Source organism: uncultured Marinobacter sp. (assembly GCF_947488835.1).
Classification (GTDB): domain Bacteria; phylum Pseudomonadota; class Gammaproteobacteria; order Pseudomonadales; family Oleiphilaceae; genus Marinobacter.
The window spans coordinates 200,878-226,333 of the sequence record NZ_CANLBK010000003.1; the positions used below are offsets into that span (position 1 = coordinate 200,878).

Annotated in this window: 23 protein-coding genes and 1 riboswitch; of the genes, 9 read left to right on the plus strand and 14 right to left on the minus strand. The window is 55.3% G+C overall.

Going from position 1 to position 25,456, the window contains the following annotated elements:
- Window positions 1-2: 2 nt before the first annotated feature.
- The 3 genes from Q0824_RS12385 to Q0824_RS12395 all read left to right on the plus strand — a co-directional run bounded on the left by Q0824_RS12385 (window position 3) and on the right by Q0824_RS12395 (window position 4,439).
- Entirely contained in the window at window positions 3-2,579 is a 2,577-nt protein-coding gene (locus Q0824_RS12385) for a PEP/pyruvate-binding domain-containing protein (RefSeq protein ID WP_298450975.1), read from the plus strand.
- A 74-nt stretch (window positions 2,580-2,653) separates the two neighbouring features.
- On the plus strand, window positions 2,654-3,919 hold the full coding sequence (locus Q0824_RS12390) for a HAMP domain-containing sensor histidine kinase (RefSeq protein WP_298450979.1): 1,266 nt from the start codon (window positions 2,654-2,656) through the stop codon (window positions 3,917-3,919).
- Window positions 3,906-4,439 carry a response regulator gene (locus Q0824_RS12395; protein ID WP_298450981.1) on the plus strand — a complete coding sequence of 178 codons (534 nt, stop codon included), beginning with the start codon at window positions 3,906-3,908 and terminating at the stop codon, window positions 4,437-4,439. Before Q0824_RS12390 ends, Q0824_RS12395 begins: the two co-directional genes overlap by 14 nt.
- Before the next feature lie 59 nt (window positions 4,440-4,498).
- Here Q0824_RS12395 and Q0824_RS12400 read toward each other — a convergent pair whose 3' ends face one another.
- The 4 genes from Q0824_RS12400 to Q0824_RS12415 form a co-directional block, all read right to left on the minus strand.
- Window positions 4,499-5,158, minus strand: a complete 660-nt coding sequence (locus Q0824_RS12400) for an energy-coupling factor ABC transporter permease (protein ID WP_298450984.1) — start codon at window positions 5,156-5,158, stop codon at window positions 4,499-4,501.
- A 76-nt stretch (window positions 5,159-5,234) separates the two neighbouring features.
- Window positions 5,235-6,965, minus strand: coding sequence for a sulfate permease (gene sulP / locus Q0824_RS12405; RefSeq protein ID WP_298450986.1), 1,731 nt, complete (start codon window positions 6,963-6,965; stop codon window positions 5,235-5,237).
- 7 nt (window positions 6,966-6,972) lie between these two features.
- The gene (locus Q0824_RS12410; protein WP_298450989.1) at window positions 6,973-7,839 is read right to left on the minus strand and encodes an MBL fold metallo-hydrolase; all 867 of its coding nucleotides are present in this window, start codon (window positions 7,837-7,839) and stop codon (window positions 6,973-6,975) included.
- An 85-nt stretch (window positions 7,840-7,924) separates the two neighbouring features.
- Window positions 7,925-9,433, minus strand: coding sequence for a diguanylate cyclase (locus Q0824_RS12415; RefSeq protein WP_298450991.1), 1,509 nt, complete (start codon window positions 9,431-9,433; stop codon window positions 7,925-7,927).
- Window positions 9,434-9,625: 192 nt separating this feature from the next.
- Here Q0824_RS12415 and Q0824_RS12420 point away from each other — a divergent pair, with 192 nt between their 5' ends.
- Genes Q0824_RS12420 through Q0824_RS12430 form a run of 3 tightly spaced genes read left to right on the plus strand, consistent with a single transcriptional unit; the run spans window position 9,626 to window position 12,595 of the window.
- Window positions 9,626-10,720 carry an HlyD family secretion protein gene (locus tag Q0824_RS12420; protein WP_298450994.1) on the plus strand — a complete coding sequence of 365 codons (1,095 nt, stop codon included), beginning with the start codon at window positions 9,626-9,628 and terminating at the stop codon, window positions 10,718-10,720.
- Window positions 10,721-10,730: 10 nt separating this feature from the next.
- Window positions 10,731-11,777, plus strand: a complete 1,047-nt coding sequence (locus Q0824_RS12425; RefSeq protein ID WP_298450999.1) for an FUSC family protein — start codon at window positions 10,731-10,733, stop codon at window positions 11,775-11,777.
- A gap of 26 nt (window positions 11,778-11,803) precedes the next feature.
- A complete protein-coding gene (locus tag Q0824_RS12430) occupies window positions 11,804-12,595 on the plus strand; it encodes an adenosylcobinamide-GDP ribazoletransferase (protein ID WP_366521662.1) in 792 nt (263 codons plus the stop codon).
- Window positions 12,596-12,607: 12 nt separating this feature from the next.
- Here Q0824_RS12430 and Q0824_RS12435 read toward each other — a convergent pair whose 3' ends face one another.
- Window positions 12,608-13,279 carry a DNA-3-methyladenine glycosylase I gene (locus tag Q0824_RS12435; RefSeq protein ID WP_298451005.1) on the minus strand — a complete coding sequence of 224 codons (672 nt, stop codon included), beginning with the start codon at window positions 13,277-13,279 and terminating at the stop codon, window positions 12,608-12,610.
- A 109-nt stretch (window positions 13,280-13,388) separates the two neighbouring features.
- On the opposite strand from Q0824_RS12435, the gene Q0824_RS12440 reads away from it, so the two are divergent.
- Window positions 13,389-13,967: a nucleotidyltransferase domain-containing protein gene (locus tag Q0824_RS12440; protein WP_298451008.1), complete on the plus strand. Its 579-nt coding sequence runs from the start codon at window positions 13,389-13,391 to the stop codon at window positions 13,965-13,967.
- A gap of 23 nt (window positions 13,968-13,990) precedes the next feature.
- Here the strand turns inward: Q0824_RS12440 and Q0824_RS12445 are convergent, their stop codons facing one another.
- The 7 genes from Q0824_RS12445 to Q0824_RS12475 form a co-directional block, all read right to left on the minus strand.
- Window positions 13,991-14,143: a hypothetical protein gene (locus Q0824_RS12445; protein ID WP_298451011.1), complete on the minus strand. Its 153-nt coding sequence runs from the start codon at window positions 14,141-14,143 to the stop codon at window positions 13,991-13,993.
- Window positions 14,144-14,239: 96 nt separating this feature from the next.
- Window positions 14,240-14,941, minus strand: coding sequence for a 5,6-dimethylbenzimidazole synthase (bluB, locus tag Q0824_RS12450; RefSeq protein WP_298451014.1), 702 nt, complete (start codon window positions 14,939-14,941; stop codon window positions 14,240-14,242).
- Complete coding sequence (locus tag Q0824_RS12455) at window positions 14,938-16,407, minus strand: cobyric acid synthase (RefSeq protein ID WP_298451016.1); 1,470 nt, start codon at window positions 16,405-16,407, stop codon at window positions 14,938-14,940. Before Q0824_RS12455 ends, bluB begins: the two co-directional genes overlap by 4 nt.
- 3 nt (window positions 16,408-16,410) lie before the next feature.
- Window positions 16,411-17,022 (minus strand): cob(I)yrinic acid a,c-diamide adenosyltransferase, encoded by a 612-nt coding sequence (gene cobO, locus Q0824_RS12460; RefSeq protein WP_298451018.1) that lies wholly within the window; start codon window positions 17,020-17,022, stop codon window positions 16,411-16,413.
- A 26-nt stretch (window positions 17,023-17,048) separates the two neighbouring features.
- Window positions 17,049-17,816: an ABC transporter ATP-binding protein gene (locus Q0824_RS12465; protein ID WP_298451022.1), complete on the minus strand. Its 768-nt coding sequence runs from the start codon at window positions 17,814-17,816 to the stop codon at window positions 17,049-17,051.
- Window positions 17,816-18,775: an iron ABC transporter permease gene (locus Q0824_RS12470; protein ID WP_298451024.1), complete on the minus strand. Its 960-nt coding sequence runs from the start codon at window positions 18,773-18,775 to the stop codon at window positions 17,816-17,818. The genes Q0824_RS12465 and Q0824_RS12470 overlap by 1 nt, the downstream gene beginning before the upstream one ends.
- A gap of 33 nt (window positions 18,776-18,808) precedes the next feature.
- Window positions 18,809-19,678: a cobalamin-binding protein gene (locus Q0824_RS12475; protein ID WP_298451026.1), complete on the minus strand. Its 870-nt coding sequence runs from the start codon at window positions 19,676-19,678 to the stop codon at window positions 18,809-18,811.
- Between the two features lie 96 nt (window positions 19,679-19,774).
- Window positions 19,775-19,996: riboswitch (cobalamin riboswitch) on the plus strand.
- A gap of 141 nt (window positions 19,997-20,137) precedes the next feature.
- Between Q0824_RS12475 and Q0824_RS12480 the strand changes: the two genes are divergently transcribed.
- Together Q0824_RS12480 and Q0824_RS12485 are read left to right on the plus strand one after the other, a co-directional pair.
- Entirely contained in the window at window positions 20,138-22,108 is a 1,971-nt protein-coding gene (locus tag Q0824_RS12480; protein ID WP_298451028.1) for a TonB-dependent receptor, read from the plus strand.
- 68 nt (window positions 22,109-22,176) lie between these two features.
- Window positions 22,177-23,391 (plus strand): hypothetical protein, encoded by a 1,215-nt coding sequence (locus Q0824_RS12485; RefSeq protein WP_298451032.1) that lies wholly within the window; start codon window positions 22,177-22,179, stop codon window positions 23,389-23,391.
- A gap of 28 nt (window positions 23,392-23,419) precedes the next feature.
- Here Q0824_RS12485 and cobD read toward each other — a convergent pair whose 3' ends face one another.
- Both cobD and cbiB read right to left on the minus strand, forming a co-directional pair.
- Window positions 23,420-24,439, minus strand: coding sequence for a threonine-phosphate decarboxylase CobD (cobD, locus tag Q0824_RS12490; RefSeq protein WP_366521658.1), 1,020 nt, complete (start codon window positions 24,437-24,439; stop codon window positions 23,420-23,422).
- Window positions 24,436-25,383 (minus strand): adenosylcobinamide-phosphate synthase CbiB, encoded by a 948-nt coding sequence (gene cbiB / locus Q0824_RS12495; RefSeq protein WP_298451668.1) that lies wholly within the window; start codon window positions 25,381-25,383, stop codon window positions 24,436-24,438. The genes cobD and cbiB overlap by 4 nt, the downstream gene beginning before the upstream one ends.
- Window positions 25,384-25,456 lie beyond the last annotated feature (73 nt).

Consider the following 25,456-nt stretch of genomic DNA (forward strand, 5'->3'; position numbering starts at 1 on the left):
TCTTGAGCGGGAACGGCGGAAACTCACAGGATAACAGCCGGGTTTCCACCGGCCTCCCGGGGCTGGATGACGTTCTTGATGGCCTGAGAATTGGCGATAATGTGGTCTGGAGAGTCAGCGATCTGGACGACTACCGCCGATTCGTTACTCCATTTATCGAGTCTGCGGCGTCCGCCGGGCGCCGTATCATTTATCTGCGTTTTGGCCAGCATCCCCCGCTGGTTTCTGCAAACGCCAACATCCACACCGAAAACGTCGATGCTCTGGATGGCTTTGAAGCTTTCACCGGTAGAGTATGGCGCCTGATTGAAGAACATGGGCGCGGCGCATTCTATGTGTGCGATTGCCTGAGCGATCTGCTCAACGCCTGGGCCACCGACGCCATGGTAGGCAATTTTTTCCGGGTGGTTTGCCCCTTCCTCTTCGAACTGGATACCGTCGCCTGGTTTGCTCTTTACCCGGATCGGCACTCCCGCACCACACTGGATCGCATCCGGCAGACAACCCAGGTAATGGTGGATGTGCACCGTTTGGAGGACGATGTACAGATCCAGCCGATCAAAGCCTGGTGTCGCCAATCCCCCACCATGTTTCTGCCACACCGAGAGCGCGATGGTCGTTTTCTGCCTGTCTCTGACAGCAGCGATGCCACCCGGCTACAAGCCGGTCTGGAAGTGGCGCAGCTACATCGGCAACCGCTTCTGGATTACTGGGATCGTCTGTTCATGCAGGTTACCAGTGCCATGCAAGATGATAATCAAGATCAGGCTGCCGCTATTCACGAACGCGTGCTGAATGTACTGATCAGCCGGGATTCGCGCATATTGGATTTGGCCAGAAACTATCTGAACCTTGAGGACCTGCTCGCAATACGCGCACGAATGATCGGCAGCGGGTACATCGGCGGAAAGGCTGCCGGCATGTTGATCGCGCGCAGCATCCTGCTCACCAATCAGCCCGATATCTGGCAGGAAAGTCTGGAACCCCACGATTCCCGTTATCTTGGCTCAGACGCCTACTATGCCTTTCTCGTACACAATGGGTTGTGGCCAGCAATCATGCGCCAGCGCGCACCCGAGGGGTACTTCAGTGAAGCGGCGACATTGCGCCAGGGCTTACTGGAAGGCGAATTCCCACCGGAAATCCGGAGTGAACTGGAACGGCTGCTGGATCATTACGGGCAATATCCCATTCTGGTGCGCTCAAGCAGCCTGCAGGAAGATGGTTTTGGCAACGCCTTTGCCGGCAAATACGACAGCGTTTTTGTGATCAATCAGGGCGCTCCAGAGCATCGGCTTGGCGCTCTGGAGGACGCCATTCGCCAGGTTTATGCCTCTACCATGAGCGACGATGCCTTGGTATACCGCAAGCAACGCGGTCTCGACCAGCGGGAAGAACCCATGGCGCTGCTGATCCAGCGAGTCAATGGTCGCTTCCATGGCCGCTACTACATGCCAGATGCCGCGGGCGTTGGTGTTTCTCGCAATACCTTTGCCTGGGATACCGATATGGACCCGGCTGCTGGCATGGTTCGGCTGGTTATGGGGCTGGGCACCCGTGCCGTTGATCGGATTGAAGGCGACCACGCTTGCGTGATGGCGCTGGATTACCCTCGCCGCCAGCCCTTCCGCAATCAGGATGAAAGCTACAAGTTCTCCCAGCATCTACTGGATGTACTGGATCTGCGAGAAGGCGAATTAGCCACCCGCCCGTTAAGCCAGCTCACACAGGAGGTTTCCGACCTGCCGTTGAGCCACTTGGGTGAAATAGACCAGCTCGCCAGCAGGCGAGCTCGGGAGCTGAATTTGCCAACACCGGTATGGCGCCTGACCTTTCAACCCCTGGTACGCAATGGTCTTTTCGTGGACCGCCTCTCCAGCTTGTTGAAAACCCTCGAAGCAGGCTATAACCACCCGGTGGACGTGGAATTCACCCTGCATCTGAACACTGCCGGAGAACCGGCCTTTAACCTGGTGCAATGCAGGCCGCTGGCAACCATCGGCGAAACCACGGCCGTTGCAATACCCGAGGAAATACCGGCACAGAATCTTCTGTTCCGCACCCTGGGACACTTTATGGGGGGCAATATCAACCTGGGAATCCAGCGCGTTATCCGGGTGGATGCTGCCGTTTATAAACAGCTCAGCGTGAGCCAACGCTACGAAGTTGCCAACCGGGTAGGCGAGCAGGTGCGCATGAACAATAGTAAAACCATGCTGATTGGCCCGGGCCGGTGGGGCACCAGCAGCCCCGAACTGGGCGTGCCAGTTCGTTTTGCGGACATTGCGGGCGTGGCCGTGCTGGTTGAAGTGGCAGAAATGGACGGCGATATGGTGCCGGATCTTTCTTACGGCTCACATTTTTTTCAGGACCTGGTAGAAGCCGGTATCGCCTACGCGGCTCTTTTCCCCAATGGCCGGAACAGTGTTTATCAACCAGACCGACTCCGCGGCACAAACACACACAGGCAGGGGGTCTCACCTGAGGCCGCGATTCAGAGCTTTGACCTACGCGAGAATCCGCTGCAGCTGACCGGCGACGTGATCAGCCAGGACCTGGCCTGTTACTACCCGGTTTGATACCTATCAACTATTTTAACAAAAGCACCTGACCGCAGCCCCGCTGCCCACCCGGCCCTGCTAGAATCCAGCGCATGGAATGGCTCACGCACTCTCAAACCGGTTTTCAACAAGCTGCCCGCTACCTGCTGGGCATGCGTTTGGCCGTTGCCGGTCTTCAGCTTGTAGCGCTGGCGGTAGCAGAGACCGTTATTGCCCTGGCGTACGGGGCAGAAGCGCTCATACTGTGCCTGTTTTATGGGGTTCTCGCGGTTCTTGGCTGGCTTTGGTTTACTCGTCGGCCACCGCAATCCGCCATCAGTGTCAGCGCTGGCCTTGCTCTTGACCTGGTTTTGATTGGCGGATGGCTTTTCCTCACCGGCGGCTACACCAATCCTCTTGTGTCCCTGTTACTGCTGCCTATAGCGGTCGCGATCATTCTGGTTCCCCTGAGCCAGAGCATGGCCCTGACCCTGGCCGGAATCGCCGTTTATACGACTCTGATTATCTGGCACACCCCCATTACCCATGAACATCACGATGCCAATCTGGCCCAACTGCACCTCGCGGGTATGTGGGTGACCTTCGCCATGACGGCTGCAATTCTGCTATTGGTGGTTGGCGCTCTGGCACGGCGGCTAGGCCAGCAACAGCAGCAGCTTTCAAGCATCCGGGAAACGCGCCTGCGCGATGAACAGATCATCTCCATGGGGCTTTCTGCAGCCGCCGTTGCCCATCGCCTCGGCACCCCTTTAAACACCATGACCCTGTTGGTCGACGAGATCCGTTCCGCTTTCCCCGACCCGAGTCTTGCGGATGACTTGAGGCTGATGGAGAAACAACTCGTTCTTTGCAGTGAACATCTTCAGCAACTTTCCAGCGCGGCAGTACAGGCAAAAACTGCTCAGCTGGAAACGCTTACGGCCAAGGATTGGATCGCACGGCTGAAAGAGTCAGCAACGCTCTTATGGCCTGCTGCACCCATCGACTGGCCCGGGGTGGTTCCGGATTGCCAGGTAGCGGTGGATGCCACCCTGGATCAGGCCATTTTGAACCTGTTGGCAAACGCGCTAACCGCCAGCCCATCCTGGGTTGCCGTTAGTGTTCATTGCGCTGAAAACAACCGGATTGAAATGGTGGTGGAAGACCACGGCGACGGCCTGGAAGATGACTTTCAGAAAAGCCTGGGCGAACAGATTGTTGGCTCGGAAAATGGCATGGGCGTCGGCCTCTTTCTTACCAACGCAACCATCCAGCGCCTGGGAGGCACGCTGAAGGCCCGCGTTGACCAGCAAGGAACAACCATGGTCATCGACCTGCCTGCAGCCGAGACAGCAGGAGTAGCACGTGACCACCAATAAAACCTGGTTACTTATTGACGATGACACAGCGTTTCTGGAGGTGCTTCAGCGCGCCCTGAAGCGCCAAGGCATTGAAGCTGCTATAGCCACCTCCCAGGCCGAAGCACTTGGCACTCTGAGTACACAAAGCTTCAGCCGGTGTGTGCTGGATCTGAATCTTGCCGGCGAGAGCGGCCTGCAACTTCTGCCCGAACTGCTTCACCGACAGCCTGATCTGGACGTTCTGGTACTCACGGGGTACGGCAGTATTGCCACAGCGGTTGAGGCCATGCGCCGCGGAGCAATCAACTATTTATGCAAGCCGGTTACCGTTAGTCAGCTCATTAGCGGCTTTGACGCTCTGGCAATCACACCGGAGCTCCGCCCCGAACCACCTTCGGTGGAAGAAATGGAATGGGAGCACATTCAGCGGGTACTCAATGAGCACGAAGGTAATGTATCCGCCACCGCCAGGGCTTTGAACATGCACCGGAGAACCCTGCAACGCAAACTGCAAAAGCACTCTCGCTGGCGCAATTGAAATATCGCGCGCAATAGCGAATCGGGCTGGTAACTCTAAACATCCCTGGCGCGGATTACCTATCGATAGCGTCGCTGATCCAGCGTTGTAAGCCTGTCCGGGTGAAACACCATCATGCCGGTTACAACCGCACCATTCACAAAGCCCTCTGGAACCATGAATAGAGGGAGGTAGCGCAGGTAACCGTGAACCAGCTCTGAAAACTCATAGACTCCGCTGGCCCAGAGCATAGCGCACATCATTACACCAGCAGCGGCCACCGAAATACCCGCCCCGAAAAAGCCACAAAAAAAGATGTAAGCAAAAAAATTACTGAAATCCCGATGCCTTTCCCAAAGCATGATGGCCTGGGTGACGAGAGCGGGAATCATAACGGTCACCAAGCCGTTGGCGGCAAACATCACGAGTGGCTCACGGCCCGTTATCACGGTAATAACCAAGGCCAAAAGCCCGGCGAGTACGGCCAGCCCCCAGCCCAGCATCAAGGTGACGACTGTGATACCAAAGATGTGGATCGCCAGCCCGGGATAGATCCCCGCTCGCAGTTGCCAGATAAAGCCCAGCGCCACTGCCGCTCCAAAAAAGGAATGTTGCAGCGCATTGTCGGAGCGCAACGCACGCCAACGCACCGAACGGGCCGCCTGAAGCAGAATCAGCAGGAACGCGGCCAGTGTTAGATACCACAGCCCGGTTGAGAGCAGGTTATCGGTCATCCCCATAGTGAAGCACGCCTACAATAGCTCGGAACATGCCCAATAATAACGGCCGAACCCACCCGACAGCTAATGATCCAGGTTATCCGGACGCCGAATTAATGCAGCTATTGGTGAGAGACTGCCATGCTTCAAAGGTGCTGAGGAACACTTTTCCACCCAGATGAGACAGCAGCTGGGTGTCCTTGAGACGGTCCATTACTGGCCCTTTCACCTCAGAGAAGTGCAACCGCACACCTGCGTCTTTCAGACGCTCATTTATCGCCTCCAGGCTTTCCAGAGCAGACGCATCGATATGGCTGATTGCCGGGCACACCAGCACCAGATCTTTCGTCTCTGGCTTCCGAATGGCCAGCGCCATCACTGTTTCTTCAAGAAAGCGTGCATTGGCGAAATACAGACTTTCATCCACCCGCAGAAAGGTCACCTCCGGGCACAGTTCCACATCGTGACGAAGAACATTCCGGAAGTGCTCCGTACCCGGAACCAGTCCAACAACGGCGCTATGGGGGCGACTGGTTCGATAAAGATACAACCCCATAGACATCAACACACCTGCTGTAATGCCCGCCTCAACACTATGGGCAAGCGTCAGCAGAATGGTTGCGAGCATGGCGCCAAAATCGGCCCGGGAATAGCGCCAGGTGCGCTTCAGAGCAGGCAAATCGATCAACGAGGCGACAGCAACAATAATCGTTGCAGCCAGCGTGGCCTGCGGCAGATAAGCGATTGCAGGCGTCAGGAACAGGGTTGCCAATGCAATCCCGATTGCCGCATAGGCACCGGCAGCGGGAGTTTTTGCGCCTGCGTCAAAATTAACCACGGAGCGGGAGAAGCCACCGGTGACCGGCATGCCTCCAGAAAAGCCTGCGCCAAGGTTGGCGGTTCCCAGGCCAATCAACTCCTGGTCGGGATCAATACGCTGGCGCCGTTTAGCAGCCAGTGTCTGCCCCACAGACACTGACTCCACAAAGCCCACAATACTGATCAGCAAGGCACTGGCAGCCAACTGCTGCCAAAGTTCCCAATCCAGTGGTGGCATTGTCAGCTCGGGTAAGCCTGAAGGCACAACGCCAACCAACCGAACGCCCTGAGCATCAAGCTGCAGGAGCCAGGCAACCAGTGTCGTGGCCACTACTGCGAGAATCGGAGCTGTTTTTGTAATGATGTCGGCGAGCCGTGTTTCCACACCAAAACGAACCAAAAGAGGCTTCAAATGTTTCCGGGAAAACATCAGAAACAGCAAGGCACCGGCACCAATTAACAGCGTGGGTATATTGGCCCCCCCGATCGACTGAATCAGGGACTGGGTAATCGTCAACAGGTTTTGCCCCGATGCCTGCACGCCGAAAATATGCTTGAGCTGACTGGCGGCGATCACAATGCCAGAGGCGGTGATAAAACCGGATATTACCGGGTGGCTGAGAAAGTTGGCGAGAAAACCGAGCCTGAGAATCCCCATCAGCGTGAGCATTAACCCGGAGATAACGGCAAGCAAAACCGCCCCCGCAAGATATTCCGGAGTTCCGGCTTCTGCCAGTGGCGCCAGTGCGGCGGCGGTCATCAAGGAGACTACCGCCACCGGCCCCACCGACAGTGTGCGGCTTGTGCCGAAGATGGCGTAGATCATCAGCGGCAGAATGCTGGCGTACAGGCCTACGTGTGCAGGCAATCCTGCCAGCAGGGCATAAGCCAGTGACTGCGGAATCAACATCACGGTTACAATAACCGCAGCCACCAGATCACTGGAAGCCTGGTTACGACCGTATTCGGGCGCCCACTGGAGAAAAGGCAGATAGCGTTTGAAGTTCATTCGGCACTCAGAAGAAGTTGACCGGCACTTTCAGGTACACCTGGCCATTATCCTCCGCTGGTGGCATCTCACCTGCCCGCATATTTACCTGCACGGAAGGTAGAATTAGCCGCGGCATATCAAGCGTCGCGTCGCGCTCAGTGCGCATCTTCACAAATTCGTCTTCGCTGACGCCATCGTGCACGTGAATGTTGGCCTCTCGCTGCTCTGCCACAGTTGTCTGGTGCACATACTCTTCCCGGCCCGGAGCTTTATAATCATGGCAAAGGAAAATACGGGTTTGAGCTGGCAGTGACAGCACTTTGCGAATCGACTGGAAGAGCACACGAGCGTCACCACCCGGAAAGTCACAGCGTGCAGTTCCGTAATCAGGCATGAACAAGGTGTCGCCCACAAAGGCTGCGTCACCTATTACATAGGTCAAACAGGCGGGTGTGTGGCCAGGGGTGTGCATAACGCGACATTCAAGGCCACCAATTGCGAAGCTATCTCCATCCTGGAAAAGACGATCAAACTGGCTGCCATCACGGGCAAATTCAGTGCCCGCATTGAACGCCTTACCAAAAATTTCCTGTACATCCCGGATGTGGGCACCAATTCCGGTTTTACCACCGAGCTTTTCGTGAAGATATGGCGCAGCGGAAAGGTGGTCCGCATGAACGTGAGTTTCCAAAATCCACTCAACGTTCAAACCATTTGAGCGCACATACTCAATAATCTCATCTGCAGAACGCACATCGGTAGTGCCTGAGGCGTAGTCAAAATCGAGTACCGAATCGAGAATGGCGCAAGCCTGACTATCAGGGTCACGGACCACGTAGCTGAACGTATTGGTGGGCTCATCAAAGAAATGTTGAACGATAGGGCTTCTCACTGCACTCACCTCCGTTGGGGTGTAATCCTGTAATCTATAGCATAAGGATATACCAAAACGGAATATAAGATGAAATTCTCTTTTCCTATATGCGCGATACCCCTAATGCATCAACAAGGCAGTCCCGCCCCGCCTGCTTTGCTGCATAAAGCCTGTCGTCCGCTAACCGGATCAGCGGGTCAGGCGAAGCAGGAAACTCATCTAGCTCACTGATATCAGCAATACCGGCGCTGACGGTTAACGGCACAGTGTGATCTTCCAGATCGAACTCATGATTGCGCACGGCACAGAGAATACGGCTTACGATACGACGCACACCCGCTGCGTTCAGGCCGCTGAACGCTACTACAAACTCCTCTCCACCAAATCGCGCCACCACATCAGCCTCTCGGGTTTGCTCAAGAAGAACCTCGGCAAAACTCCGCAAACAGGCATCTCCTCCCAAATGGCCTACAGAATCGTTAATGTGCTTGAACCGATCGAGGTCGAACATGGCCAGTGTAAAGTGCTCCTCATATCGACTGGCACGGCTCAGCATTTCATGAAGCCTGGGCATCAGATAGCGACGATTATGCAATTTGGTCAGGGGGTCTCGGATAGACTGGTTTAGCAGCTCCCGTTCAAGCCGGTGGCGTTCAAGTGCTCCCGACAGCAGGCTGGATACGATAATAAGAAGGTCTGCCTGGTCTTCACGCCAAATACGTTTACGAATGGAATCTACGCCAAAAAAACCTGTAACCACACCCCTCACACGAACCGGCACACAAAACATTGAACACACTCCCTGCTCTTCCAGCATCGTGCGCTCGGGGCCGGCAGGAATCTGCTCAATTTCCTCAACAAAAATGACCCGGTTGCCACTGACCATTTCGTCGATTTTGCATTGCCACCAATCAAAATCTTCGGTCGGCACATTGCGCTGGCTATCGATGAGGGCCGGCACACCTTCAGAGCACCATTCGTGAGTGTTATCCATCACACGATGGTCTTGCGAAAACTCATACAAGTAGGCCCTGTCCACCCCAAAAAAGCCGCCAATGGCTTTCAATAACTCATTGATGCACTGATCAATGGTGCCAAAGCTCAGGTTGATAAACTGCGTTGACAGCTTGGCGATCAATTTCTGAAAATCGGCCTGGAAGGAAGATTCCGCTTCGCGTGCTCTGAGTGTGCACTCAAGATCTTTATAATGCTGAATGTTATGCAGCTGGCCATACCACACCATGCTTCCATCAACCTGGCGCTCTGGCGTTCCCTGGGCTTCGAACCACTCGTAGTGCCCCGCTCTCACTTTCATCCGGGCTTGATACCACCAGCTTTTGAGAGCAGTAGCGGATTCTTCAATGCTGGCTTCTACACCCTCGATCTGCTCCGGGTGAACCGTTAAAAACATCGAATCGGCATTTTCACGCAAGATGTCAGGATCAAGCCCAAGAATGTCACTCACCTGATCACTGACAAACAGGTACTTATGCGTCTTCGCGTCTGCACTCTTCCAATAGGTAAAGAGTACGCCGGGAATGCCCAAGGCCAGTTTTTTGAAAAAATAATCAGAGTCGGTGTAATGCGGCCGTAGGCCGATCTCTTTGATCATGAATCTTTCGCCTTACTGGCGTGAATCGTCTTCATCCTAAAAGTGTAGTCCAAGGCACCAGGCTCAGCCATTTCAAATCAAAGCCTTTCATTTACCTCAAGCGTCTCGCGCCAATTTTGAGCAGGTGCTACCCTATTTTCGTATCGGCTGAAAAGTATGGACAAGCCCAATGACTCCCCGGGAGAACACCGAATGAGCGAGATCGACGAACAAGCTCCGACCAAGAACCCTGCAAAAACCATCGCTATCGGTGTTGTTCTGCTCCTTATTATCCTTGCGGTCACCTACGCGTTGAGCGACCGACTGGCACCGTCATCGTCGCGAGGTTTTGTTTCGGCCCATGTTGTTCAAATTGCACCCCGGGTTTCCGGTGACATTACCGAAGTGATGGTTCAAGACGACGCTGTGGTGCAGGCTGGTGATCCGCTTTTTGCCATCGACCCCCGGCCGTTTGAACTGGCGCTTCGACAGGCGGAAGCCAATCTGGCCAGCACCGTTCAGGGTATAGATGCCTCAGCCGCCTCACTGGTAGCCGCCCAAGCTGGCGTTACCCAAGCCAGAACCAACCTTGATACGGCCCTTACAGACGCAGACCGCACATTGCGCCTGGAAAAACGCGGCATAGTGCCGGTTGCGCAAGGTGATGCAGCACGGGCCAAAGTTGCGGATGCCAAAGCACAACTCAGTACTGCAGAAGCCAATTTGGAAAGTGCCCGCAAGCAGCTCGGCCCAAAAGGTGCAGACAATCCTTCCATCCTCGCGGCACAGGCACAACTGGAAAGCGTGCAGTATGACCTTGCATCCACAAGGGTACGAGCACCCCATTATGGCGTAGTGACCAACATGACTCTGGCAAAGGGCCAGTTTATCGGTGCAGGCAACCCGGCGCTGACGTTTATTGATGCGGAGGCTGCTTGGGTCACCGTAGATCTGCGGGAAAACCAGCTTCAAAGCATCGAACCCGGTGACACAGCGCACCTGCTTTTTGATGCCGTACCCGGCACTATCTTCGAAGGCCGTGTACAGAGCATTGCCTGGGGCATTAATCCGGGGCGCAACGTTCAAGGCGGTCTGGTGGTTAACGAAGCCTCCAATCGCTGGTTTGAACCCGCGCGACGTATTCCAGTGAGAATTGAGCTGAAAGGCTCGCAAGACAACTGGCCGCGGCAAGTGCGCGTAGGTGGCAAGGTGCATGCGGTGGTATTTGCCAACGGAACAAGCAACCCAATTGCCCTGATCGCCCGTGGGTTTCAACGCGTGAGATCCTGGTTCAGCTACCTGTATTGAGGCGTACACCATGTACGTAACCCCCCGTCCCAACGAAGCTGACGACCCGCTTTACGCTGTGCGCCTGGGTGTCACTGGCATGCTGGCCTACGCCGCCATTCCACTGATCAATCCTGCGTTGCCGCCGATTATTGCAGCGCTGCCGGTTGGCCTGATTGCCGCTCAGCGTAAAGCCTTCAGCCCGGGCAAAGCCATTGGTGGGCCCATTGCGCTCATCCTGATGGTCTATCTGATGACCTGGTTTGTAGAAACCTTGCGCCCCATGCCATTAGTGTATGTAGGGGCCATGTGGCTAACCTACTTTGCCGGCTTCCGTATGATTCTGCAGTCCGGCGCACAGGCGGGCATGCTGATTGTCGTTGTTGCCGTGCTCATGTCAGTTATGGGCATGCACGGTAACGCTACGGTAGAGGCTATGCGTGACGGATTTGTTCAGGCCTCTTTGGTGGGTTTAGTGCTGGGGCCGCTTGTGTATGCACTTTTCCCGGCACGAACCCGTGAGCAGCATGTAGACGAGCCTGTGCCCACAGACGGCAATGTCACCCTGGGTGCTGCCATCAGAGCCACGGTGCTGATGTGCCTGTCGTTCTGGCTCTACTCCGTAATGCAGCCCTCCGATATGATGATGGCGGTGATTGCGGCCATGGTGCTGGTTTTCCCAACCCGCCACGCTGTGTTCTACGAAGCCCACCAACGGGTACTGGCAACCTTCTACGGCAGCGCCGTCGGGCTTGCGGTGCTTTGGCTGTTCACCTTGTCTTCGCACTTGCCCATCCTGTTAGGCCTGATTTTTCTTGGCGGTTTGTGGCTTGGGCACCTGATGCTGCACGGAAAGCATCCCAGCATGGTGTATCAATATGGCCTTTCCGTCGCCATGGCGCTGATTGCCGGCGCGCTCTCAACCCAGGATCCGGGTTACGCAACCTTTACACGCATTGTGCTCACTCTGGCCGGTGCCGGTACCGCCGCTCTACTGGTTGCTGGACTGGACGCACTCACAGGGTGGCGGGGCTCCGAACAATCACGGAAGCAAAAAATACAAGAGACTGAGGCATGAGTAATCATGGTGTGGATGACCAAATGATGGACGGCCAGCCTGCTGAGGCAGCCCCATCGCCTTCCCGTTCAGTACTGCAGCACGAATGGCAAGCCTTCTGGCTAGCCGTTGGCTTTCTCACCCGCATTCCCATGCTGGTGCGCATCGATTATTCCCAGAAACTGATGAACCAGTGCAGTATGTACTTTCCAGTCGTAGGCCTGCTATTAGGTGCCTTGTACGCCGGTCTATTCGCACTGCTCAGTTTGGCTTGGAGCCCAATGGTCTGCGTACTGCTGGTGCTGTGCTTTCACCTGTTTATCACCGGCGCCTTCCATGAAGACGGCCTGGCTGACAGCGTAGATGCACTGGGTGGCGGCTACACAGTTGAAAAGCGCCTGGAGATCATGAAAGACAGCCGTATTGGCACCTACGGCACCGTGGCTTTGGTGATGGCTTTAGGCCTGAAAGCTGCGCTGCTGATGGATGTGAGATCAATCTGGCTGGCATTGCTGGTAGCGCCCGCTATCAGCCGTGTAACACCCCTACTGCTGATGGCCTTTATGCCCTATGTAACAGACCCGGATAAAAGCAAAAGCAAGCCCGTAGCAGAGACCTTTTCCCGCCAACGCTTACTGACCAGCTGTGCATTTACTGCCCTGATTTCACTCGTATTCAGCATTTGGTTGCCGGGGCTTTGGCTTAGCGCCTTAACCGCTGTGCTCATGGTAGCCTTACTGTGGGGCTGGTACTTGCAGCGGCAATTAGGTGGTTACACCGGCGACGCACTGGGGGCGAGTGTGGTGTTTTGCGAGTTGGTGCTGCTGATGTTCCTGTGAGATGTGGCCAACTTAGTCGTTATCCACGGTGAACGAGACGATTCGGGATAAGTGGCTGATGGGCAGGCCGGTTTCCTGGTGCCACTGATTGAACGCATCTTGAGCCTGGGCCAGCCCTTTTTTGCTGGTGGGTGACGCGTCCAGAATATCGGCGCGGGTCAATGCGGTCACCACATCGCGGGACAGGATGAAGCCATCCCAACCCACCCGGCGCAAAAAGTACTGGGCCGTATTCCCGCCCAGCCGGGCGCCGTTGCGCTTCAAATACATTAGCAGGCCAACCTGATCCTCACTGGGCCATTCCGCTAGAAACTGCCCAAAACTACCGTAGTCTTGCGCCACTTCCATAATCATCCGGGCGTTTTCAGGCACCGTGCGAATCTTCTGCATATTACGAACAACCCGCGTATCTTCGGCCAGTCTTTCCAAAACTTCTGGTGGAACTTGCTGCCAGTAGGCGGGCACGAAACCTTCGAAGGCCGCCTCAAAACTTGGCCACTTATTCTCGATTACACGCCAGACAAAACCCGCCTTGAAAATACAGCGGGTGATTTCGGACAGGTAACGGTCGTCGCCAACCTCCATCAGCCGCGCGCGCTTCGGCAATGGTGGCAGCAGTGCCTTCACGGCTTCCTCGCCACCTTTTCGAGCGACTGCCTGCTGATATAATTCAGAAAACTCCATAAACACCCCAGCAAAGCCCTAATTGGGCCTCAACAACCCCATTTAGGGCTTGATGAACCCCAATATGGGGACTAAAGTACCCATATTGAGTCCGTGAAATGAGCCTACCATGCCCGTAACCAACATTGGCGATGCCCTGTTTACCAAAACCCAGCAGCGTGTACTCACTCTACTGTATGGCCAGCCAGATCAAAGCCTATACCTAAACGAATTGGTGCGGCTGGCTCAGGTTGGCCGCGGCTCGGTGGCTCGGGAGCTAACCAAGCTTACCGACTCTGGACTGGTGGTTATGACCCGCCAAGGCAACCAAAACCATTATCAGGCAAACCGGGACAACCCGATCTTTCATGAGCTGATCCATATCGTTCAGAAAACTTTTGGCGTTTCTGAGATTCTGACAAATGCACTGCTGCCGGTTGCCGATTCGTTCGAACAAGCCTTTATCTATGGCTCTGTCGCCAAAGGCGAAGCTCATGCAGGAAGTGACATAGACCTGATGCTGGTCGGCCACGATCTCAGCTACAGCGACATCATGGAACTGCTTGCGCCTGCAGAGCAACAGCTTCAACGAACCATCAATCCCACGTTATACTCCCCCGATGAATTCGAGAAGCGCATTGCTGACAACCAAAGCTTTGTTACCCGGGTGATGGAACAACCCCGCCTCGAGCTCAACTTCAACAGCTAATCCACGGACCTGCGCATGCTCTATCACTCGCCGCGCTCCGCTGGCACGGCTACCGTTCGGAAAGCCGCTACATTGTATTTCAATGCCTGCAACACACGGTCGGTTTGCCGAATGCGAAATGGCGGGTACTGGATAAATGCCATTCGGCCCGCAACTTGGCGGAATACGAAGGACATATGGATGTGAATCCTCAGTTGTTGAAGGAGTTGATTGCCATCACGCGTGAGTTGCAGGTGCTGGTAAAGGCGTTGGCGCCAATCACGGTCTGACGTTCAGACTTTCTTTAATTGCTCAGTCAGGCCAGTCTGATCTACCGGCTTACCCCAGCCATTTCCGTGCACCAGTTCTTCCAGGGGAAGACGTGATCGCCAGCCTTTGGCCTGAAGTTCTGGTTGATCCAGAAACTCGCTGACATAGCCCAGGCAAAGATACGCCAAGGGGTAAACCTGCTCCGGCAATTGCAGAATATCCGACAACCGATCCTGGTCCAAAATACTGACCCAGCCCACACCTATGCCTTCCGCCCTCGCCGCCAGCCAGAGGTTTTGTACCGCCAGGCAGGTGCTGAACAGGTCCATCTCCATGATGGAGTTTCGGCCCAAAACATGAGGACCACCCCGGGAACGGTCACAGGTGATGCACAGGTTGATTGGACTTTCGATAATGCCTTGGAGCTTTAAGCTACGATAGGTTTCCTTGCGCTCACCGGTATAGTTATCAGCGGCTTTGGCGTTCTCTTCATTGAAGCTGGCCAGAACCCGCTCTCGCACCGACAAACTGTCGATGACAATGAAGTCCCACGGCTGCATAAAGCCTACCGACGGCGCGTGATGGGCAGCCGTCAGGATTCGGGCTAAGACATCGTCCGGAATGCGGTTGGTCAGAAACTGCGAGCGCACGTCACGGCGTTCAAAAATAGCCCGGTACAGCCCTTCTCGCTGGGCTTCGGTGAACGGGTCATTGTGGTTGCTCATATCTGCAGCAGGCTCCTTAGCCGGTCGGTATCCAAACACGTTTCTACTTGATCGGCCAAACGGTCCAACTGCTGTAACCGGTGGCTCTGGTAATCCACCGCTTGCGCAACTGCCTGATTCAGCCCCGCCCACGCCAAGATGGCATCGCATGCTTCGGGCGCATCGAACAAGCCATGCACATATGTGCCGGCTATTTGGTCATCATGACTAACGGCGCCGTCGGGCCGGCCTTCCAGTTCCGCAAAAGGGCGAGCGAGTGCTGGGCCTTCGGACACGCCGTTGTGCATTTCATAACCCTGCATGGTCACACTTGTCGTCGACCCGGCTACGCTGGGCGCTAGGGTGCCGGACACCTGCTTCAGCTGCTTACCAGGCACCATTCGCGTGTTCATTTCCAGCAAACCCAAGCCTTCTGTGCGGCCGACGTCACCCTCAAGGCCGTCAGGATCTTCTACCCATTGCCCCAGCATCTGGAAGCCGCCACAAATTCCCAACACCTTGCCGCCGTAGCGCAGGTGTTTGCGCAGAGCATCCGGCCAGCCCTGCTGTTTCAGCCACTGCATGTCGTGACGGGTGCTTTTACTGCCCGGTAGGATAATCAAATCAGAGGGGGGTATAGGTTGGTCTGGGCCGACAAAGGTGAGGTTTACTCCCGGATGCAGGCGCAACGGGTCAAAGTCGTTGTGGTTGCTGATGCGCGGCAGCACCGGCACCACCACGTTCAATGCCCCGGGTTCGCTACTTCCTTCAGTGCTGACACTGTCTTCGGAATCCACTACCAGCCCGTGAAGGTACGGCAGTACGCCGAACACCGGTTTGCTCGTGCGGGTTTCGAGCCAGTCGAGCCCCGGTTCCAGCAGCGCAATATCGCCTCGAAAGCGATTGATGATGTAGCCTGCTGTTCGCGCCCGCTCGGTTTCAGACAGCAGCTCCACGGTGCCGACCAGCTGTGCGAAAACACCGCCTTTATCGATATCACCTACCAACAGTACGGGGCAATCCGCTGCTTCCGCAAAGCCCATGTTGGCGATGTCGTTGGCCCGCAGATTAATTTCGGCCGGGCTGCCGGCACCTTCCGCAATGATCACATCGCAACGCTCGCTCAGCGCCCGCCAACTGGCCATCACTGATGCCATAGCTTCGGCCTTGTAGGCGTGATAATCCAGCGCATCCATATTGCCGTGCACTTGCCCACGCAAAATCACCTGAGCACCGCAGTCACTTTGAGGCTTCAGCAAAACCGGGTTCATGTCGCTGTGGGGTTCAAGGCCACACGCCAAGGCCTGCAACGCGGTGGAGCGGCCAATTTCACCGCCATCCACCGTAACCGCACTGTTCAACGCCATGTTTTGTGGCTTGAACGGTGCGACTGATACACCCTGACGTGCCAGCCAGCGACACAGGGCGGCGACAACCGTGGTTTTCCCGGCGTCGGACGTGGTGCCCTGGATCATCAGAGTGATCATAATTTAAAGCTCGACACCCTTCTGGGCCTTGATGCCCTGATCCTCAAAAGCGTGCTTCACTACGCCCATTTCAGTCACTGTATCGGCAATATCGATCAGCTCCTTCGGGGCGCTTCTTCCAGTTACCACCACGTGCTGCATCTCTGGCCGTGCTTGCAAATCGTCCAGAACACGGTCCAGGTCGATGTAGTCGTACTTCAATGCGATATTAAGTTCATCCAGCAAAATCAGATCGTAGCTGTCGTCTTTCAGCATGCCGGCGACAATATCCCAGGCGGCATTGGCCGCCGCAACATCCTGCTCCCGGTTCTGCGTTTCCCAGGTGTAGCCTTGCCCCATTACGTGATAGTCCACGTTGGGCAAATCCCGGAAGAAGGCTTCTTCACCGGTACTGAACGCACCTTTGATGAACTGCACAATGCCTACTTTCATGCCGTGGCCTAAAGAACGAGCCACCATGCCAAAACCAGAGCTGCTCTTACCTTTGCCCGGGCCGGTCAATACCAGCAATATGCCCTGTTCTTTCTGGGCGTTGGCTATGCGTTCGTGCATGATTTTTTGTTTGGCTGCCATGCGTTTGGCGTGGCGTTCGGGGTCTTTTGCGCGTTCTTTCATGGCGATTGCCTCACATCAACGTTAATTTATTGAGCCGGCACAAACACCGACAGTCCGTCTTTTTCCAGGGCGATAAGGCGCTGGTTGTATAAACGTTCCAGGGCTTCCGGGACCAACATGCTGTCTGTCGCCCCCCAGCAGGCATCGCCATTGGTGTACAGCAACAGAACATGGCTACACCAGCGCGCCGCCATGTTGAGATCGTGCAAGCACATAAACACAGCTTTTCCAGACTCTGCCTGGTTTCGAAGCAGATTCATCACCTTTACCTGGTGGTGCAGATCCAGATGGTTGGTGGGTTCATCCAGCAACCAGATGTCCGGGTTTTGGGTCATCAAGGTGGCAACTGCCACACGCTGGCGCTCTCCGCCCGACAAGGTATTCAACAAGCGATCAGACAAGTTATCGACATCCAGTGCCGCCAGCGCCTGCTCTGCAAGCGCCTGATCCTCGCCTTGCTCACTTTCCCAGGGCGACAACCAGGGATGGCGGCCAATCAGGGCCGTTTCCATCACCGTTGCCGGAAACGTGTCCTGACGCTCCTGGAACACCAGGCCCAATCGCCGTGCAATATCCCGGCGTTTGAGTTCCTTTAAAGGTGAGTCATTCAGCACCACCTGCCCACTGCGAACAGGAAGCAAACCCGCGAGGGTATGCAGTAATGTGGTTTTCCCAGCACCGTTAGGACCTAGCACACCCCAGATCTGGCCCGGCTCAACTGTCATATTCAGAGCAAAGCCGTCAGGGCGCCCCGGTATGTTGATGATCAGTTCGCGGGCTCTCAGCGTGCTCATCAGCGGCTCCGGTGCAACAGATAGAGAAACATGGGCACACCCAGCAATGCGGTTATCACGCCAACTGGCAACTGTTCGGGCGCAATCACCGTACGCGCCAAAGTGTCTGCCAGCACCAGCAACGTGCCACCGGCCAGAGCGCTGGCAGGCAAGATGATGCGCTGGTCATTACCCAGTACCAGTCGGAGCATGTGGGGCACGATTAACCCTACAAAACCAATACTCCCTGCGGTCGTCACTGCAGTTGCAGTCAGCAGGCTGGCGAGTAAATACACCACCCATTCCAGCGGCCGCACAGACACACCCAGAGCGGCAGCCTGCATAGGCCCCCGCGCCAATACGTTGAGATTCCGGGCAAGCGGCATAATCAACCCTATGGAGACAACCAGCACCACAAAGGCCGGCCAGGGTGTACGAGCATAGGAAACATCCCCCATCAGCCAATACAGCATGCCGGGCAGTTTGTGCGAGGGAGTAATTGCCAACATGAGTGTGATCACAGCCCCCCAACCGGAAGCCACCACAACCCCGGTTAGCAGCAAGCGGGAAGGTGTCCAGCTACCGGTTCCATGGGCAAGACCAAACACCAACATGGTTGCCAACATGGCGCCGGCAAAAGCCGAGCCGGAGATTAACAGCGTTCCCATCCCGGCAAGCATCGCCAGCAACGCACCTACTGCGGCACCACCCGACAGCCCCAGAATGTATGGATCAGCAAGTGGGTTGCGCAGCAATACCTGCATCAATGCACCCGCTACAGCCAACAAGCCCCCGGTCGCAAATGCCGCGATTGCACGGGGCAGCCGTAATTCCCAAACAAGCGTACGATGCAATGCGCTGCCGTCGCCCTGAACAACCTGCCAAAGATCAGGCAGCGAAACGGTCACACTGCCCATTGCCAAAGCCAGCATCATGGCTGCCAGTGCCATCACGCCAAGACCCAGAAGTGAGCGGGTCACTGGCTACCCGCCCACAGGTGCTCACCCACGTCATCAATGCCCACGAGCAACGTCCAACTTTTCACAAATCAGCTTGCTGGCCTCGAGTAGCCTGGGCGTGGGCCGGGAAATAGGGGAGGCGGGAACAAAAATAAGGTTATCCCGAACCACCGCACTCAACTCGGAATACTCCATCCAGCGATCCAGTTGTTCATCGGCTTCGCCATCTACACTCCCCGTGAGAATGGCATGGGGGTTGGCATTCAGGACAACTTCTGCACTGATTCTTGGCACTAAACGTGGCATATCGCCAAACACATTAACGCCACCACACAACTGCAGAACCTTACCAATCAAATGATCATTATTGATGGTCATCAGCGGCTGCTCCCACACCTGATAAAAAACCGGTATCGGCTCCGCGTTGCGATACTCGTCAGCAATATCCGCAATGCCCTTTCTGAAACGTTCCGCTTCCGCAAACCCAGCCTGCTCTGTACCCGCAAGAGTAGAAAGCCTCTCGAGAACACTGGAAACACCTTCAAAAGTTCGAGGCTCTATGGCGAACTGAGGAATCCCCAACGCCTCCAAAAGCTCAATCTGGGCCGGGGGATTTCCTGTTACCCAAGTGATCACCAAATCCGGCTTAAGCGCCACAAGGGCTTCCAGATCTATCCGCGTATGATTGCCAACCCGCGGGAGCTTGAGTGCGGCGGGAGGATAATCACTGTAATTAACACCCGCGATTACCTTGTCGCCCGCCCCGGCTGCGAACGTAAGCTCGGTTGCGCCCGGCGACAAAGTAGCAATTCGCTGTGCAGGCGCCGCCAGACAAAGGGGTTGACCGGCATCATCCGTCGCACAAACGTCTGCAAACGCGCCGCTAATAAGCGCGAAAAACAACAAAGAAGCACGAAATATCATTAACAACTCATCCCTTTGGCTGCTGCCAAAATGACAGACCCGGTGTCACAAATAACATTAATTGACTGACATAAAACGGAACCCTAGACTATGCGCCAAGTTCTATCCGTAGCAGGTGCCCGAGGCGCAATATACGTTATCGTATTATTGAGCGCAGGGTGAAACTGGGAAGTTCGGTTAAAGTCCGACGCTGCCCCCGCAACGGTAAGTGGCAATGAGCAGGATCAGGTCTAGGCTTCTGGCTGACGCGAGCGCATCCTACTCTGGCGACATCGCCAGCCGCAAGCCCGGAGACCGGCCTGCTACCGGCTATCAGTGAGTACTGGCGGAGGGCTGGTACCGCGGAGTTTTTGCCTGCTCGTGTTGGCGCTAAACCTCCTGATGATAGCTGTTCTCGCAGCTGAAGCGATTTTCTTTGGCTGTGGTTTATAGCTCATTTGGCCATGGTTAACTGCTCTAATGCGTCGTTTTTACTGCCTGCTATTTCTTTTGCCCCTGGCTGCCGCAAACGCGGATGACGCTGCGCCGTTTATTATTGTGGAAAGCGCCCCGGCTAACGCTGCATCAACTATCGATCCCTCCAAGGCAACCGGGCCTGTACGCGTAATTCCCCGCTCAGAATATGAAAATCGCACTGCAAACTTAGCTGATGTACTTAGCAATCAGACGGGCGTTCAGATTCGCCAGAGTGGCGGCTTGGGTAGTTATTCGTCTGTATCCATTAGGGGTTCCACCGCACGCCAGGTTCAGGTTGTGGTTGACGGCATGCTGCTCAACGATCCAGTAACGGGCGGGGTGGATATGGGCAAGCTAGGGCTTCACGACATCAGCCGAATTCAGGTTTACCCTGGCGGCGCACCTGCGCAGTTTGCTCAGGCTGGTATTGGTGGCGTGGTGGTAATGGAAACCCTGGGCAAAGACATCGAAGACACCACCCGCATTAACTTGGGTGCAGGCTCTTTTGACACCTACAAGATGGGCCTGTTCAACAGTGGCAGCCACGAAGATTTTTATTATTGGGTATCGCTGGATCGGCAGAGCAGTAACAACGATTTTGAGTACCCCAACAGCCGCGAATGGTTCAATCCGAACGATGGCGCCACGACAAAACGCCGGAATGCTGATTACGAGCAGGATGCTGTCAGTACTAAGCTGGGCTGGGAGATCAACAACACCAGCAAGCTGGACGCGCTGATTCAGTACAACGACAACGAGCAGGGCGTTCCAAGCATTCAGAACTGGCAAAATAACAAAGCTTTTTTAGCCAACGACACCCTACGCACCCAATTGCACTATCAGCAACAAGGCTGGATGGATGGCCAGGCTCACTCCAGCCACCGAGTGATATGGTCGGATGCCAACGAGCGTTACAACAACAGAACAGGGCTGGTCGGGCTGGGCACAACCGACGTCTATACCCGCACAAAACAGCTTGGAATGGCCAATACCGTCACTTGGTTGTTGGGTAACCACACGCTTTCCGCCGCTATCGATGTGGCAAAATACGACTACCGACAGAACGACAAGCTCAGCTCGGATCTGCCTGACGAAAGAGGCCGCCTGCAAATTGCCAGCGCGCTTTCCCACCAGTGGCTCAGTTCCAACAACCGCTGGCGCTCGCAGGTATCTCTGCGACAGTACCGCATTGACGACGATTCCGATGAAGCACTCGGCAATGGCACCGTCACGCAAACCTCCAGTACAAATCGCTACAACAGCTGGCAACTGGGGTTGAGCCATTACTTTGCCGGCAACTGGGAAGTTTCTGGGGCGTTATCCAGACAAGTTCGTGTTCCAACTCTGCAGGAGCTCTATGGTCAGCAGGGGTTATTCGTCGGCAACCCCGATCTTGAAGCCGAAGAGTCGAAGAACTACGAAATAACTCTGCGCACAGACCGGGGCTGGGGGCACGCCGAATTAACAGGGTTCTATCGTGAGCTTGACCCTGCAGTTGCCGCGATCTACGACGCCCGCGGCGTTGGCCGCTACACCAATTTATCCGCAGAAATATACGGCGCAGAAATAGATGCATTGTGGCGCATCTATCACTGGTGGGAGCTGTACGGCAACGTAACACTTCAGGAATCTGAAAACACCGATGACAGCGTCAGAGATCGGTTCGAGCAACGACTTCCCGGCATCTACCATGAGTCATTCGTTGCCGGCAGCCGCTGGCATATCCGGCCTCTCCGCTTTGACGTTTCCTACAACTATGACGACAAACTCTATTATGACGCCGCCAACAGGCTCATGGCTGACCCCCGCACCCTTGTAAACGCCTCGGCAAGCTGGACGAAAATATGGCCCAACCGTAGCGAGAGCGAGATCACTTTGGAGCTTCAAAACATAACTGACGAAATCTATCAGGATTTTAGCCGTTTCCCCGGTCCGGGAAGGAGTTGGTTTGTGAATGTGAAGCACATTTTTTGATCGGCGAATATCTAATTACGCAAACCAAAAAGAAAGACCTTATCTAAACAGGAACCAAGGAACCCATCATGAAAACTGAACTGCACTTCCGTAGATTCGCTCTACCCTTCGTGCTTGCCCTGTCTGCCACACTTACTGCCTGTGGCGGAAGCTCAAGCAACAGTGGCAGCATCGAGATCGATGAAAATACAAAGTACGTTGCCGCAATCGCGACTGCGTCGAGTGATTACCTGTCTGGCGAAGTCGAGTTGGCTGAACTGGGCAAAGACGATATAGAGGCTTCCGGTGGTTATTTTTCAGGGCCGTCCGATATTACTGTGAATGCCTACGGTGAAAACTACTATCTGATTGGTAAATTTTTCATTGATACCATCAAGAAGGTCAATATCAAAGATCCGGCCATCGCTACCTGGGACTACTCCACACTGGCACCAGGTGCTACCGGCTCATCAAATCCCTATCAGCTGGTCTTTGTTAATGAGCAAAAGGCGTATCTCATCCGCTATGGCGCTAGCACCGCATGGATCGTAAACCCCTCAGCCGCCAATGAATCAGAGTTCTATATTGGTGAACTGGATTTGTCCGCTTACATACCTCAAAACACAACCGGAGCACCGAACATGTCCTCTGGGGTGATTGTTGGAAGCAAACTCTTTATTACTCTTGAGCGTTTGGGTAGCGACTATAAGCCGACAAACACAGCCTATGTCGCGGTCTTCGACACAACAACCGACACGGAAATCGATACTAACTCAGGAAACACAGATGGGCTGAACGGGATCGCCCTGAAAGGCCTCAACCCGACGCGCATTGAACATGTTGAAGGGCTTGGCCTAGTGGTGGTTAATCGAGGCGGATTCAGCTCGCCATTCACTGGTACAGGTCTCGACATTGTTGACCCTGATACCTATACCGTCAGTTCTTTAGTTGCGGACGACGAGATTGCCTCACAGATCAACAACGCTGTGTTTGTCAGTCCTACACACGCATACATTCTCAACTACTCAGGTTGGCAGAATGTTTCGTTGCAGCGCTTCGATCCATCCGTGGGCGCGAGCAGTCTTGAAGATATTTCTGGCCTGACAGGTGGAGATTTCAGAACCATTGATCTGAGCCCTGAAGGCACCCTGTGGGTGGGTGATGCCAACACCAGTGCTCAAGGCATTCGTATCTTTGATACGTCCACCGATCAACAGGTCGATTTTGTGGAAACACAGCTACTGCCCATTGCCGTTGCTTTCATCGAAACAGGCAATGACACGGAAGTAGCAGTAACCCCATAAACGAAGCAAGACTGTAGGCAGTGGCGGGTCATTGAGCCGCTGCCTTTATCACTTCAGCCAAGCGCTCCCAATTCTGACTGCAGCCCGGCAGTCCAAATCTCAGCATTTCTGGCTGCGCAAAACAACGGACCAACACACCGCTACGGGCAAACGCTTGTGCCAGCGCACTCGCCCGGCCGACCCTTACAGTCTGAAACAATGGACTGCTGCCAAAAGCCGAAAACCCACCACCTTGAAGCAACACCCTCAACCTGTCAGAGTCGCTGCGCAATCGATGCAAGGTACTTTGCTGCCACTCGTGATCCTCCAGTGCCCGTTGCATCACAAAACGAACAGGCCCGCCAAGCGGCCAAGGGCCGAGTTCTGCATTTAAAACATCAGCAACCACTGAATCCGTCAGCACAGCACCAGCCCGCACGCCCGCCAATCCAAAAAACTTTCCCAGCGAACGCAGAATAACCAAAGCTGGCAAACCGGCACGGAATGCCAAGCTGAATGCCGGCGTAGCATCCATAAACGCTTCATCAACAACCAGCCAGCCACCGCGTTTCTGCAACCGCCGATGCCAGCGCAAGAGGGTCGAAGGTGGGACGATTTCACCGGTGGGGTTATTGGGGTTAATCCACACCAGCACATCCAGCTGGTCTAACCAACGATCATCACAACCGGAAGTACCGCAACGGGTTTGCTCAGGCCCAATCGACACAATTGTATGGCCAGCCTTTCGCCAGCTTTGCCCATGCTCTCGATAACCCAGCACAGGCACACCCACACGGCAGGGTTTGCGTAATCGTGGCAGCGCCATGATTGCCGCCTGGCTGCCCGGCACAGGCACACAGGCCGCTTCCGGAGGCGCCCCAGACCACTTGCGAATAACCTCTTCAAGCCCATCATCGGCTTCGGGCAGCCTTTGCCAAAGCTCTGCCGGTATTTCAGGCACTGGCCAGCCATTGGGGTTAATGCCGGTAGACAGATCCAGCCATTCCGAACGGGGAATTCCCCAGCGTTCTGCTGCGTTGTTCAAGCGCCCGCCATGCTCCAGCATCATGATGAATGCACCGCAATCAATAAAAACACTGTGATCATCAGCACCACCCCAAGCCAGAGCCAGACGCCTCGCCGTACCAGTGTGATCGCGGCTTCCACACTGGCGGCGCTCGCATTCTCAGCACCGCCCAGAATCGGGCGATGTTTAATACCTGAAGGGTAAGGCGAGGCCCCGCCAAGCCGAACATCCAAAGCACCTGCACCCGCCGCCATAACAGGGCCGGCATTCGGGCTATCCCACTGCGGCCCCTGATTTCTCCAGCACCACCAGGCCAGTTTGCGATTGCCCAGCAACATATAGGTTAGGGCCGTCAGCCTCGCAGGCACCCAGCCCATAAGGTCGTCCAGCCGTGCTGCCACTCGGCCAAAATATAAAAATCGCGGGTTGCGATAGCCCCACATGGCATCCAGGGTATTCACCATGCGGTGCAACACCACACCCGGAATGCCTGCAACCAGGAACCAGAACACACTGGCAAACACGGCATCGGCTCCGTTCTCCAGCATGGACTCAGTCGCCGCTGCAGCCACGCCCTCCTCATCCAGCGCACTCGCCTTACGGCTGACAATACGGCCGACCTGGTCACGAGCTTTTTCAAGGTTGCCGGCCTGCAATGGCTCAGCCACCGCCTTGCCATGCTCCGCCAACCCGCGGAGGGACATGGCAAGCCAAAGGGTTGTCGACTGAATCAACACCAACAGCCAGCCATCAAGAGTGGCAGACACCCAGATCGCCACGCCCAAAAAAGGCGCGGTGAGCAAAAACACGGAAAACAGACCGGCCACCAGACTTCGCCGGGATTGATTCGAAGCGGTGTTAAATCGCTTTTCAACGGCGTTTACCAAGTGCCCGAACCCAACCACCGGATGCAGGCGACGCGGCTCGCCAAACAGATGATCAAGGACGAGGGCAAGTACAAACACAATCAAAGGAGCGAATAGCAGCACTGGTGATCCCGAGCCGGTCAATCGATGAAGCCGTCAAGCCTACCTCATTCCACCCAGTCGGAGTATGATC

Excerpts from the sequence above, each read along its gene's own strand:
- Q0824_RS12415 (WP_298450991.1), bottom strand. The coding sequence starts at position 9,433 with ATGATCAAAGAGATCGGCCTACGGCCGCATTACACCGACTCTGATTAT.
- sulP (WP_298450986.1), bottom strand. The coding sequence starts at position 6,965 with ATGAACTTCAAACGCTATCTGCCTTTTCTCCAGTGGGCGCCCGAATAC.
- Q0824_RS12400 (WP_298450984.1), bottom strand. The coding sequence starts at position 5,158 with ATGGGGATGACCGATAACCTGCTCTCAACCGGGCTGTGGTATCTAACA.
- Q0824_RS12390 (WP_298450979.1), top strand. The coding sequence starts at position 2,654 with ATGGAATGGCTCACGCACTCTCAAACCGGTTTTCAACAAGCTGCCCGC.
- Q0824_RS12440 (WP_298451008.1), top strand. The coding sequence starts at position 13,389 with ATGCCCGTAACCAACATTGGCGATGCCCTGTTTACCAAAACCCAGCAG.
- Q0824_RS12485 (WP_298451032.1), top strand. The coding sequence starts at position 22,177 with ATGAAAACTGAACTGCACTTCCGTAGATTCGCTCTACCCTTCGTGCTT.
- Q0824_RS12465 (WP_298451022.1), bottom strand. The coding sequence starts at position 17,816 with ATGAGCACGCTGAGAGCCCGCGAACTGATCATCAACATACCGGGGCGC.
- Q0824_RS12420 (WP_298450994.1), top strand. The coding sequence starts at position 9,626 with ATGAGCGAGATCGACGAACAAGCTCCGACCAAGAACCCTGCAAAAACC.
- Q0824_RS12455 (WP_298451016.1), bottom strand. The coding sequence starts at position 16,407 with ATGATCACTCTGATGATCCAGGGCACCACGTCCGACGCCGGGAAAACC.
- cobD (WP_366521658.1), bottom strand. The coding sequence starts at position 24,439 with ATGATGCTGGAGCATGGCGGGCGCTTGAACAACGCAGCAGAACGCTGG.
- Q0824_RS12430 (WP_366521662.1), top strand. The coding sequence starts at position 11,804 with ATGGACGGCCAGCCTGCTGAGGCAGCCCCATCGCCTTCCCGTTCAGTA.
- Q0824_RS12445 (WP_298451011.1), bottom strand. The coding sequence starts at position 14,143 with ATGTCCTTCGTATTCCGCCAAGTTGCGGGCCGAATGGCATTTATCCAG.
- Q0824_RS12475 (WP_298451026.1), bottom strand. The coding sequence starts at position 19,678 with ATGATATTTCGTGCTTCTTTGTTGTTTTTCGCGCTTATTAGCGGCGCG.
- cobO (WP_298451018.1), bottom strand. The coding sequence starts at position 17,022 with ATGAAAGAACGCGCAAAAGACCCCGAACGCCACGCCAAACGCATGGCA.
- bluB (WP_298451014.1), bottom strand. The coding sequence starts at position 14,941 with ATGAGCAACCACAATGACCCGTTCACCGAAGCCCAGCGAGAAGGGCTG.
- Q0824_RS12425 (WP_298450999.1), top strand. The coding sequence starts at position 10,731 with ATGTACGTAACCCCCCGTCCCAACGAAGCTGACGACCCGCTTTACGCT.
- Q0824_RS12435 (WP_298451005.1), bottom strand. The coding sequence starts at position 13,279 with ATGGAGTTTTCTGAATTATATCAGCAGGCAGTCGCTCGAAAAGGTGGC.
- Q0824_RS12480 (WP_298451028.1), top strand. The coding sequence starts at position 20,138 with ATGCGTCGTTTTTACTGCCTGCTATTTCTTTTGCCCCTGGCTGCCGCA.